Consider the following 12,648-nt stretch of genomic DNA (forward strand, 5'->3'; position numbering starts at 1 on the left):
CCCCTGTGGACGCTGGCGTGCCTGCAACACAGCCACCTCGCTCTGTCGGCACGCCAACCCCCACAGCCGATCTGGCTCGTCCGCGGGCACGGTGCAGGCTTTTACAGGTAAACTCCCCTCCTTTTCATCTTCTCCCCGGAGTTCGCCTTGCGTCTGTTCCACACCTCCGACTGGCACCTCGGCCAAAACCTGCATGGCCAGGAACGCGACTTCGAACACGCCTGCTTCCTCGAGTGGCTGCTGGGCCAATTAAAAGCCGAGCAGCCCGATGTGCTGCTGATCGCCGGCGATATCTTCGACACGGTCAACCCGCCGCTCAAGGCCCAGGAGCGGCTGTACGACTTCATCATCAGCGCCCACGAACACAACCCGAAGCTCACGATTGTGATGATCGCCGGCAACCACGACTCCGGCTCGCGCATCGAATTGCCCGCGCCGTTGATGCGCCGCCTGCGCACGCATGCCCTGGGCCGCGTGCTGTGGCTGGATGACGGCCAACTGGATGCCGAGCGCCTGCTGATCCCGCTGCCAGACGCCAAAGGCAAGATCGCCGCCTGGTGCCTGGCGCTGCCGTTTTTGCGCCCGGCGGAAGTCACCGGTGCGCACTTGGGCGACGACTACCTGCGCGGCATCGGCCAGGTGCATGAATGGCTGATCGCCGCCGCCAATGCCAAACGCAAAAAAGGCCAGGCGCTGATTGCCATCAGCCATGCGCATATGGCCGGTGGTTCGGTGTCGGAAGACTCCGAGCGCAGCCTGATCATCGGCAATGCCGAGGCACTGCCCGCCAGCCTGTTCGATGCCAGCGTGAGCTATGTGGCCCTGGGCCATTTGCACAAGCCACAAAAGGTGAACGGCGAAGAACGCATTCGCTACAGCGGCTCGCCGATTCCCCTGTCGTTTTCCGAAATCGGCTACAAGCACCAGATTCTCGACGTGACCTTCCAGGGCCAACGCCTGGTGGGCGTCGAGCCGCGCCTGATCCCGCGTTCGGTCAACCTGCAACGCCTGGACGCTGCGCCGCTGGCGGATATCCTCAAGCAACTGGCGGATCTGCCCGACATCGACCTGCTCGCCGAGACCCAACGCCACCCGTGGCTGGAAGTGCGGGTGCGCCTGGACGAGCCGCAACCGGACCTGCGCCAGCAAATCGAAACCGCCCTGCAAGGCAAGGCCGTGCGCCTGGTGCGCATCGCCGCTGAATATGCCGGCAAGCGCGGCAGCGACGCCACCGACGACGAGCGCCTGGTCGAACTCGACCAGCTCACGCCCCAGGAGCTGTTCAGCCGCGCCTGGCAGGACAACTACGGCAGTGAAGTGGATGAACAGACCTTGAAGGATTTCGCCGTGCTGCTCCAGGAAGTGCAACAGGCGGGTGAACAGCCATGAAGATTCTTGCCATCCGCCTGAAAAACCTTGCCTCACTGGCCGGCCCGTTTGAAATCGACTTTACCGCCGAGCCCCTGGCCAGCGCCGGGTTGTTTGCCATCACCGGGCCGACCGGCGCGGGCAAAAGTACCTTGCTCGATGCCTTGTGCCTGGCGCTGTTTGGTGCGGTGCCACGCCTGGGCGATACCGGCCAGGCCAAGATGCCGGATGCCGACAGCGACATTTCCATCGGCGACCCACGCACCCTGCTGCGCCGCGGCACCGGCGGTGGTTATGCCGAGGTGGACTTTGTCGGCGTCAACGGCCGTCGCTACCGTGCGCGCTGGGAGGCCAACCGCGCCCGCGACAAGGCCAGCGGCAAGTTGCAGAACAGCCGGCAAAGCCTGATCGACCTGGACAGCGACCAACTGCTGGCCAGCCAGAAGACCGAATACAAGACCCAGCTGGAACTGGCCCTGGGCCTGAATTTCGAGCAGTTCACCCGCGCGGTGTTGCTGGCGCAAAGTGAATTCAGCGCGTTCCTCAAGGCCAACGACAATGAGCGCAGCGAACTGCTGGAAAAGCTCACCGACACCGCGCTCTACACCCAGCTTGGCCGCCGCGCCTTCGACAAGGCCAAGGATGCCAAGGACGCGCACAAACAACTGCAAGACCAGGCCACCGGCGTGGTGCCATTGGCCGCCGAGGCCCGTGCCGAACTGGATCAACAGTTAGCCACGGCGCAGCAGCAGCTCAAGGCCCAGCAGGCCCAGCTCAAGCAGTTGGAGTTGCAGCACACCTGGCTCAAGGAGTTGCGCGAATGGCAGGAGCGCCAACAAAGTGCGACTGAGCAACTGCAACGCGCCCAGGCCGATTGGGATGGCCAGGGCCAGCAGCGCCAGGATTTGAGCCGCCTGGAGCACTTGGCGCCACAACGCCATCAGTTTGCTCGACAGGTTGAACTCGGCACGTTGCTGACGCCGCTCGCCGCGCAGATTCAGCAGCACCGCGAGCAGCAAACCGCGCTGCACACGCGTCAGGAGCAGGCGCAAGCCCAGCAAGTGGCGGCCCAGGCGGCACTGGCTGAGGCGCTGAAGCACCAGGCCGACGCCGTGCCCTTGTTGCGCCAGGCCGTTGAAGCACAAAGCACCCTCGCCCACCTGACCAAGGACCTGGCCAAACGCACCGAGGACCAGCAGCAACACGAAGTCGCCTGCACCCAAGGCCAGACCTTGTTGAAGGGGTTGCAGGACAAACACACCCACGTTGCCGAACGCCTGCAACGCCTGGCTGCCGAGCTGGAGCGCAGCGCTGCCTTGGCGCCGCTGAGCGATGCCTGGGGCGCTTACCGCGACCGTCTGCAACAGTTGATGCTGATCGGCAATCGCTTGAACAAAGGCCAGAGCGAACTGCCGCAGCTGGAACAACGCGCCACCACCGCCGCCGAGAAATTCGCTCAGCAACGTGACGCGCTGGACCTGTTGTATCAGGAAGCCGGCGCCGAGCCGCACGCGGTCGCCGAGCAGATCCAGCTACTGGCGAGCCTGCTGCAGGACAACCGCAAGCAGCAACGCGCCTTTGAAGACCTGACGCGCCTGTGGGACAACCAGCAGCAGCTTGATCAGCAAGTCACGGTCCTTACGCAAAAGCTCGCAGACGCCCACCAGCAACGTGAAAGCCTGATCCAGTCTGGCCAGCAAGCACGGGTTGAACTGTCTACAGCCGAACATGCGCTGACCGTCACCAAGCAGTTGCTGGAGCGTCAACGCACGCTACGCAGTGAAAGCGTTGAAGAATTGCGTGCGAAACTCCAAGACGATCAGCCCTGCCCGGTATGTGGCAGCCAGGAACACCCCTTTCACCAACCTGAAGCGTTGCTGCAAAGCCTCGGACGCCATGACGAAAGTGAAGAGCAAACCGCACAAAAGGCCGTCGATACCCTCAATCAAAAACTGATCGAGTTGCGCGGTGAACTGGGCGGGGTGAATGCGCAGATAAAGGAATTTCTGAGCCAGCAAGAAGTACTGGTCACGTCGCAAAATGCCTCGGCGTCGAATTTGCAAGCGCACGCGCTCAGCGGCTCATTGTTCAATCAGGACGCCGCCAAGCGCAGCACTTGGCTGGCTCAGCAATTGGCGCAACTGACGCAAAGCATCACCCAGGACGAACAGCGCCAGGGCGCCCTGCTCAACCTGCAACAAAATGCCGGGCGTTTGCAGCAGCAGTTGCAAGCCGCTCAGGATGCGAGCCAGCAAGCCCGGCAGTTGCTGGTGGACCAGCAACGCGAGCTGTCCAACGACCGCGAACGCCTCGACGAAGAGCTGCATGCCTTCGCCAGCCTGCTGCCGGCCGAAACCCTCGAAGGCTTGCGCCGCGAACCGGCCGCGACCTTTATGCAGCTCGACCAGCAGGTCAGCCAGCGCCTGGAGCAGCTGGGCCATCAGCGCGATGAATTGGCCGAGCAGCAGGAACGTCAACAGGCCATCGAGAAAGAACAGACCCATCAGCAGCATCGCCAGCAGCAACTGGACGCCTTGCATCAGCACGTCACCGAGTTGTCCGCGCAGCGACAGGCCGCGCAGGCACAACTCACGGCGCTGCTGGGCGATCACGCCAGCGCTGAGCAGTGGCAGCAGCAACTGGACCAGGCGGTGGCGCAGGCACGTCAGCGCGAAACCGACGCCAATCAACAGCTGCAAGACCTGCGTAATGCCCTTGTTCAACTGGCTGCCGACCTCAAGGCGCAGCAGGAACGCCAACAGGCACTGACTGCTGAGCAGCACAGCCTCGACGAACGCCTGAGCGAATGGCGGGCGCTGCACCCCGAGCTGGATGACGAGGGGCTTACGCGCTTGCTGGCCTTTGATGACAGCCAGATCAGCGCGCTGCGCCAGCAGGTGCAACACAGCGAAAAAGCCGTCGAACAAGCCAAGGTGCTGCTGCACGAACGCGAGCAACGCCTCGCCGAGCATCAGGCCTTGCACAACGGCAACCTGGACGCCGATCAACTCGATGACAGCCTGGCCACGCTCAACCAACAATTGGCCGAGGGCGAAAAACACTGCGCCGAGCTGCGCGCGCGCCAGGCCGAAGACCAGCGCCGACAGGACGCCAACCACGCGCTGGCCGAACAGATCACCCAGGCCTATGAAGAATGGCAACGCTGGGCGCGCCTGAATGCGCTGATCGGTTCGGCCACCGGCGACACGTTCCGCAAGATCGCCCAGGCCTACAACCTGGACTTGCTCGTGCACCACGCCAACGTGCAATTGCGCCAACTGGTGCGCCGCTACCGCCTCAAACGCGGCGGCAGCATGCTCGGGCTGTTGGTGATGGACACAGAAATGGGCGATGAACTGCGCTCGGTGCACTCGTTGTCCGGGGGCGAAACCTTCCTGGTGTCGCTGGCGCTGGCGTTGGGCCTGGCGTCGATGGCGTCCAGTACGTTGAAGATCGAGTCACTGTTTATCGACGAAGGTTTCGGCAGCCTTGATCCGGAGTCGCTGCAATTGGCGATGGACGCCCTGGACGGTCTGCAGGCCCAGGGCCGCAAGGTGGCGGTGATTTCCCACGTACAGGAGATGCACGAGCGCATTCCAGTGCAGATCCAGGTCAAGCGTCAGGGCAATGGCTTGAGCACGCTGGAGGTCAAGTGAGCGAGGCGCTGCTGTATTCGTTCCGGCGCTGCCCGTATGCGATGCGCGCGCGAATGGCGTTGCGCTACGCGGGCGTGCCCGTGCAGATCGTCGAGGTGAGCCTGAAAGCCAAGCCGGCCGACATGCTCGCGCTGTCGCCCAAGGGCACGGTGCCGGTATTGAGTGTGGACGGTCGGGTCATTGAGGAAAGCCTGGAGATCATGCTCTGGGCCCTGGCGCAGCACGACCCTGACGACTGGTTGCTCAAGGGCGACCCACGGGTGCTGCAACTGATCGCCGAGAACGACCAGGCCTTCAAACATCACTTGAATCGATACAAGTATGCCGAGCGCTACCCGGAGCTACCGATGGAACATTATCGGGCCGAGGGCGCGGTGTTTTTGCGTGCACTGGAGGCTTTGTTGGCGGATCGGGCGTTTTTGCTGGCCGAGCATTTGAGCCTGGCCGATGTGGCACTGGCGCCGTTTGTGCGTCAGTTTGCGCACGTGGACCGCGAGTGGTTCGCCAGCGCGCCGTATCCTCGTTTGCAGGCCTGGCTGCAGCGTTTTCTGGAATCAGCGCTGTTTGTCGCGGTAATGGCAAAACCCTGAGCCCAACACAATCAAATGTGGGAGCAGGCTTGCCTGCGATGCCGACACCTCGTTCCAACGGATACACCGAGTTGCTTTCATCGCAGGCAAGCCAGCTCCCACATGTGACCGTCGCTCAGCTCACGCTCAGTGCTGGGTCTTGTGATCCAGTGCGGCGTAGAAGTTGGCGCTCTGTTGCAGGTATTTCTGGGTGTAGGCCGTGGTGTTGGATTTTTTGCCGGACACTTCCACGCTGGCGGCGGCAGGCAATGCCACGGTGGCGGAAACAGCGGAAGCGGCGATGATGGAGAAGAGGTTCAAGTTCATGTCGGTAACCCTTGTGTTCGTTGGTTTAGGTGGCCGGGGAAGGCCTTGGAACCCAACTTACGCCCGAGGGCTGAACCTTGGTAATGCTTTGAAACAGTAGCCGCTATTAATAGAATTAATACACCGAGTCAGGCCCCGCATGGCGGGGCCTGTGGCTTATTGACGCACCAGAAACTTCAGGTCACTGGGGGCATCGATCGGCAGTTTCTGCACGGTTTTACCCAGCAGGCCGGTCTTGGGGTCGCGTTCGACTACCACGATTTCGTTGCTTTTCTGGTTGGCGATCAGCAAAAACTTGCCGCTCGGGTCCAGGCTGAACTCGCGCGGGTGGTCACCTTCCACGGAGCGGCGCTGCAGTTCCTTGAGGTGCGCGGTGGCCGGGTCGATGCTGAACACCAGCATCTGGTTGGCGGTGCCGCGGTTGCTCACGTACAGGAATTTGCCGTCGCTGGAGGCGTGCAGCGCCGCACCGGCCTTGTCGGCCACCGGCTGCCCGGCAGCAAAATCGACCAGTTGGGTCTGGCTGAGCTTGCCGTCGTTGTAATCGAACACGGCGACCTGAGCGCTCATCTCGGTGGTCAGCCAGGCATGCTTGCCATCCGCGCTGAACAGCAAGTGACGCGGGCCGCTGCCCGGTGGCATTAGCACGGCGGCAGGGTTGGCCGGGGTCAGCGGCAGTTCAGGGTTGGCCTTGGGGTCGTAGTGGTAGGCAAACACCTTGTCGGCGCCCAGGTCCTGAACAAACACGTATTTGCCGTCCGGCGATGACACCACCGAATGCACATGGTTGGAGGCCTGGCGCTCCGGGTTTACCCGGCTGGACGGATGCCCGCTCAGTTGCACCGGCGCCGACAGTTTGCCAGCGGCGTCAACCGGCAGGACTGCGAGGCTGCCACCCGGATCTTCGAGTACCGAATAGTTGGCAACGAACAGGTAACGCCCATCAGCGGCAAGGCTGGAATGGGTGGGTTCATTGCCCAGGCTCTGCACCTGGTTGATCAGGGTCAATTGATGGTTCTGCGGGTCAATGCTGTAGCTGCTGACGCGGCCGACCGGGTCTTTCTGGCCCTGGCCGTTCTCGTTGACCACGAACAAATGCTTCTGGTCTTTGGAGATCGTCAGCCACGACGGGTTGGCCGCCTTCGCGGCCAGTACCGGCTTGCCGCTGAATTGACCGGTACGGCTGTCAAACTGCAGGCGGTAGATACCCTCGCTGGTACCGGCGGTGTAGCTGCCCACCAGCAGTTCGTAGGTGTCTGCCGGGGCGGCTTGCACCGACATGGCACCGACACTGCCCGCCATCAGCAGGGGCCAGAATTTACGCATCATCATCCGCTTCATCCTCGTCGTTATTGTTGCCGGTGAAAGCGCTCATGCAGATCAGGCGGTGCTCGCCCGAATCACCGGTAAGGGTCCAGCTTTGCAAGGTGTCATCGAAGGTGGCGGCCTGCACCTGCTCCAGGCTGAAACGCCAGCGTTTTTCAGCACGACCGTCCATGGCAGTGATCAGCAAGGCCTGTTCATCAAAGGTGAAATCAAAGGCATGCAGGCCATCGATTTCAAGCATGTCGGAAGTCTTCAGGACGGCAGGCAAATTATCAGTCATCACAGTCTTTCATCAGGTTCAAAGCGCTAATGATAGGCCAGTTTGCTGCCTGCACCTAAGGCCATAACGGGCTACCGCCTCCGGGCGACGCAGCGCATTACTTTGCTGGGGCGCGTTTTGCTCCCCTGTAAAGGAATACCCATGACAGACCCGAACACCGTCCCTGCTGCACACCCGGCCCGACAAGCGGTTGAAGCCCGGTTTCTCACTCGCCCGACGCTGCGCTCAGTCACTGCGCAGTTGCTGGCCGACCACTTGAAGGAAAAATACCCGCCGCTGCGCTCTGCGCTCGCTGACCTGCGCCTGGCCATACCCCGTGACGGCGGCGGACGCAGCTTGCTCCCGTTGCTGGAGGTGGCGCTCAGTCACCTGGCCGATGGCAGCTTTCCCGATGTGTCCATGCGCTACGGCCTGGACTGCTACCTGGGCGACGCCACGGGAACCCGGCTGAGCTTTGAGGCCGATGGCCCGCACGACTATGACCTGGCAGTCATCGAAGCCGTTATCAGAGAACTGCCGCTGATTCTGAGTATCGCTTTTCAAGACGCCTTGGCAGCCTACTGGAACCAGGACACGGAGGCCGGGGGCAGCCGCTGGCAGTGGCTGGCCCGCGTGCTGCACGGCGCGCTGCTCGACTCGGCCATTCGCCAGCCAGGGAGCCTGGCACGACAGCTCGATACGCTCCTCACACTGGCCCGTTACCCCGAGCGCAGTACGCGCGCCCAGCGCCCCTGGCCACAGAAGGCCGTGCGCGCCTATACCCTGGAAACCGTTCTGGAGCAGGCAGGCAGCCGACTCACCCTGCAAGCCAGCGATGTGCTGGTGGTCGCCCCGACGCAGGTGTTGCTATGCCGCGTATCGGGGCAGATCGAGGCGTACGCCGACCTCGAAGCCTTCGGCCAGGCCTGGGGAATGCACCTGCAGCAGCGTTTTCGCGCGCAGCGCATCACCTGGAAGCAGTACGAGCCCGACGGCAATATTTTCGAGGTGCAAGCCGCGCTCATACTTGAGGGGCAACTGGACACTCTCGCAGCCATTGAGCTCCCGGCCGGGTCCAGCGTGCAGGCCTTGGAGCTGCGGTTTGCTGCCGCTACAAACCCGGCGCAAGTCTTCAGCCCCTCGACCACCACACCGCTGGCAACCCTGAATTCGATCCGCGCAGCCCTGCCCGCCTGGCTGCAGCACGCCGGCGCGGCCGAGCGCCTTGCTTACCGTGAGTGCCTGCTTGAACAGGCCGGCATCCGCCGCTTGACCCTTGGCGATTCGGATTTCGACGGCCTGGAAACCCTGCGCAGCTATGCAACCGAACATTTGAACCACCAACTGTGCCTGGATCGCAGCGTCGCCCTGGGTGGCCAACGCGCCTGCGACAATGCCGCTCGATCGAGTGGCTACCACGCCGACGATCTGCAACTGACCTTTCACGTGGCGGTGGGCACCCTGGCCGGCGGTTATGTCGAACCGGTGACCCTGAGCCTGGTGGATCTGGCCCTGAAAAACCTCTCGGGCGCGCCCAATGGCCGCATGACACTCAGCCACCGCACCGGTCGGGCAATCGAAGCCTGGCTGACAGCCGACGGCATTCGCCAACTGGTCCAGCGTGTCGACATCGGCAAAAATTACCCTCTTTACCTGCGCCAGGAGCTGCTCGGCGATACCGAGGCCGCGCAAAAACGCAAGCGCCTGTTCGAACAGCAACGGCCGGTGCAGCTGAAAACCCAAGCGCTGGAGCACAGGCTCAAAGGCGAAGCTGGCCTGACACCGCGCGGCATCCTGTGGGTGAATGCCGTGCTCAACCCGGCCTCCACGGGGCGCCAGGTCGACGGCGAAAGCATCGTCATGCGGGTGCTGGCCTTGGTGCGCAAGCCCGGCGCCACGGCGGACGTGGTGCAAAACATGTTCATCATCGAGCCCCTCGATACGCAACGAGGCCCGCACCTGCTGTATCGGCCGGCCTATCGCGACTCGCTGCTGGAGTTTGCCAGTCGCGACAGCCTGCTGGCCGCCCTCGTACGGCCCGGCGCGTTGCAGGACAGCGTTTTGACCTGGTTGCCGGACTCGGCCAGGGCCATCTACAGCAACGGTGGGTTTACCCAGCCTCACTACGTGCGGGTCGGCCTGGGCTCGGAATTCGACCCGCTGCCGCGCGTGCCTGAACCTGCGCAGTTGGCCGCCGCTGGCGACCAGAGCAGCGACGAAATCCTTCAGGCCCTGAACAATGGCAGCCTCATGGAGTACCTGTTCGGCTGCGAGACTCGGCAACTGCTGGCGCAGGCTGAGCGCGAGTCCATGTCCAATAGCGAGAGCCGCTGGGCGTTAATCCTGGAAGGTATGCAGCTGGGCTTCAATACCCTGCTGATGGCCGTGCGCGGGCCGCTGGCGGCAATCGGCTGGCTGATGCAACTGGTGCAGGGCCTGACGCACGATGTGCCGGCGCTGGAAAGTGACGACCCTCAGACGCAGGCGCTGGCGTGGGTCGATCTGCTGCAAAACATCGCTTTGCTGCTGGTGCATCACGGCTCGCTCACGGCGGCGCCGGTGCACCCTGTACTGGACGAAGCCTTGCCCATGTTCCCGGCGTTGCGGCGTGCAGCGTTGGGCGCGGCAACCAGCCAGCCGGCGATTGAACGTGGCACGGTCGGTCTGCCTTGCGAACCGCCCGGCGGTGGCCGCACGCTGGTGGATTTCGATCATTCGCTGGCCAGCGACGCAGCATCGGCAGCGCTGCTGGAAAAACTGCGGGCATTCAGCCTGCCCTGGCCACGGCCCCTACCTGCGCAGGTTAGCGCCGGGCGTCACCTGGGTTTGTATAACCTCAATGGGGTCTGGCATGCCTCGGTCGGTGGTTTGCTGTTCAGGGCCAGCATCGTTCCGGGTTTTGGCGACGTGTATATCGTGCACCCCGAAAAAAACGACCACCCCGGCATCAAGCTTCGCACCGATGGAAAAGGCCATTGGACACTGGACCGCGGCCTCAAGCTGGTGGGCGGTGGCCCCAAGCGGATGGCGGCCTTGCGCGAGGAAAACCAGCGTAGAAAAAACGCGCTGCTCGCACGCGGGCAGGCACTGAATACGCAAATAACCCACTTGATGGCTCCCTTCCTGGCCTCCATGGAGCAGATGTTATCTGCCGCCACCGCCTTGAAAAACCAACGCAAAACCGTGCAACTGGTCTGGAATCTTTTGCAAAAAGCAACGCCGGAGCAACAGCCGGCCCTGACGGCGCGGCACCAGCAGGAGACCCTGAACCACCAGCAGCGACGCACCGAGTTTCAGATTCTGCTGCAGAACCTCGAAGACCAATTTGCCCAGTCCCTGCCCCCACGCCTGGAAATGGTCAAGGTGGGCCAGGAGCTGGAAAGGGTCGGCGGCGCCGGCGTGCACGTGCATGACCGGGCAAAAATCCTGGGGACCCTATGGAACCAGCAGTCGGCCATCCAGACGTTGTTGTTGGACCGGTTGAACGCCATGCGTTTTTCCAGCGCGGGCGAGCCCATGGCGCAGATGGCACGCAGGATGTTTGTCGACAACCTGCTGGGAGACACCACCGTCTACGACGAATACATCCGCAACACGGTTGAATCGGCCAATATCCGCGAGCACATGGCCGAGGTCGCGGCGGTCATGGAGCATACGCTCGAACAACTGGAACAGGACTCGGTGGCGGGCCGTGTGATCCGCCAGGAATGCCTGACGCAGATCCAATACCCGCAGAATTTTTTCGCCAACAACCTGAGGCTCAATGCGCTCAATTACCTCGCCGCCGCCAGCGTGGCGACGGCCGACCGACGATTGCCACCCCAGGAGGACTTTTACCTCAACCGACTCGAACAAAGCGACCTGGCCCAAGCCCTGCAGTCTCACGTCGAAGTGCGCAGCGGTACCGAGTACCCGCTGGCCGAGCAACGTAATGTGTATGAGACGGTCCTTGACCGGTACCGCCGTCATGAGGATGCGATTCGCGCCCTCAAGGCCCTCAACCCCGGGCGCCTGCGCCCGGAAGCCGAACGCCTGCTGACAGGCCTTGAATTTGCCCAGGCGCTTGCGCAAAGCGAACTTGAAGCGGTGGTACGCAAACAGGAAGAGCTGGACGTCGTGCTGCCCTTGTCGAAAACCCTGCGTCCCAAAAACCCGGCCAAACGGGTATTTAAAACCCGCAAAAAAGCCTACCTCATCGGTGAGCTCAAGCCTGCCGATGCACAGAACAGCCAGGAGCAACTGACCCTCACCGACGCCTTGACCGGTGAAACCATTGCCTCGTTCAGCCAACACGCAGACGGTTGGGCCACGACCGCGAAAGACCCGGCGGCTGCCCCGGCCGGCACAGCCCAGGTTCGCTCACTGGCCACCCTCAAAGGCGTGGCCCAGGCGCTGATCGAACAACGCAAAGGCATTGAACAACTGATCACGGCCGAGCAGCAAAAACTCGACTCGCCGTTGACCCGTCAACACGTCGACCCGGGTGACTGGAATGAACTGCTCATGGGCCACGCCGGAAAACTCACGGCCTTGGCCGATGAGTTGGCACGCGACCATCTGGCGCAGAAAACCGCGGTGCAACGCCTGATCGATGAATACCGGGCACACGCCAGGGACATCAGCCGGCTGGCGCAGCGCGTGTGCAGTGAGGCGTATAAACGGCAATGGCCGACCCAGGAGAGCCTCAATTACCTGTGGGAACAAAAACAGATCGACATCAACCTGACCAGCCTGGCCGACCCGCAGCGCCCGACCCTCAGCGGCGACTTCTTCACCGAGTACGCGGTGTACGACAAGGCCAAGAAACCGCCGGTGGTGTTGTGGTATGCGCACTTTCATTACGCCCATGCCGACGCCCTGCCCGCCCACTACACGCGGGCCCACCTGAAGCTGCCGGAACAGCGCAAGTACACGCAGAAGGACTTGCTCAAGCAGCGTGTCCAGGCCGACCTTCAAACCCGCACGGAACCCGGCGGCGAACCGTTGACCCACATTCTGTATGTGCTGATTACGCCGCCCGTGGATCAGTTGTTCCTGGCCATCGCGCCAGTGCCACGGGCACCGCGCTGACGCCTCGCCCTGTGCATTGCGCTGGGCCACTTCCTAACCTGACAGGCCGTGTGGCAAGGGCATTGCGCCCTTG

The 12,648-nt window shown here is 62.7% G+C and carries 7 protein-coding genes; 4 read left to right on the forward strand and 3 right to left on the reverse strand.

Features of this window, described 5'->3' with window-relative positions:
- Positions 1-147: 147 nt before the first annotated feature.
- The 3 genes from AC19YS_RS21695 to AC19YS_RS21705 are packed head-to-tail and all read left to right on the forward strand — an operon-like array spanning position 148 to position 5,614.
- A complete protein-coding gene (locus AC19YS_RS21695; RefSeq protein WP_106580495.1) occupies positions 148-1,389 on the forward strand; it encodes an exonuclease SbcCD subunit D C-terminal domain-containing protein in 1,242 nt (413 codons plus the stop codon).
- Complete coding sequence (locus tag AC19YS_RS21700; protein WP_500602630.1) at positions 1,386-5,024, forward strand: AAA family ATPase; 3,639 nt, start codon at positions 1,386-1,388, stop codon at positions 5,022-5,024. Before AC19YS_RS21695 ends, AC19YS_RS21700 begins: the two co-directional genes overlap by 4 nt.
- Entirely contained in the window at positions 5,021-5,614 is a 594-nt protein-coding gene (locus AC19YS_RS21705) for a glutathione S-transferase (protein WP_500602631.1), read from the forward strand. The genes AC19YS_RS21700 and AC19YS_RS21705 overlap by 4 nt, the downstream gene beginning before the upstream one ends.
- Positions 5,615-5,740: 126 nt before the next feature.
- On the opposite strand, the gene AC19YS_RS21710 is transcribed toward AC19YS_RS21705, so the two are convergent.
- The 3 genes from AC19YS_RS21710 to AC19YS_RS21720 all read right to left on the reverse strand — a co-directional run bounded on the left by AC19YS_RS21710 (position 5,741) and on the right by AC19YS_RS21720 (position 7,526).
- The gene (locus tag AC19YS_RS21710) at positions 5,741-5,920 is read right to left on the reverse strand and encodes a hypothetical protein (protein WP_106580498.1); all 180 of its coding nucleotides are present in this window, start codon (positions 5,918-5,920) and stop codon (positions 5,741-5,743) included.
- 156 nt (positions 5,921-6,076) lie between these two features.
- On the reverse strand, positions 6,077-7,252 hold the full coding sequence (locus tag AC19YS_RS21715) for a lactonase family protein (RefSeq protein ID WP_500602632.1): 1,176 nt from the start codon (positions 7,250-7,252) through the stop codon (positions 6,077-6,079).
- Positions 7,239-7,526 (reverse strand): DUF5629 family protein, encoded by a 288-nt coding sequence (locus AC19YS_RS21720; RefSeq protein WP_119735885.1) that lies wholly within the window; start codon positions 7,524-7,526, stop codon positions 7,239-7,241. The genes AC19YS_RS21715 and AC19YS_RS21720 overlap by 14 nt, the downstream gene beginning before the upstream one ends.
- Before the next feature lie 141 nt (positions 7,527-7,667).
- On the opposite strand from AC19YS_RS21720, the gene AC19YS_RS21725 reads away from it, so the two are divergent.
- Complete coding sequence (locus AC19YS_RS21725; protein ID WP_500602633.1) at positions 7,668-12,575, forward strand: hypothetical protein; 4,908 nt, start codon at positions 7,668-7,670, stop codon at positions 12,573-12,575.
- Positions 12,576-12,648: the final 73 nt, after the last annotated feature.

It is taken from the genome of Pseudomonas sp. MF08831 (genome assembly GCF_059862645.1).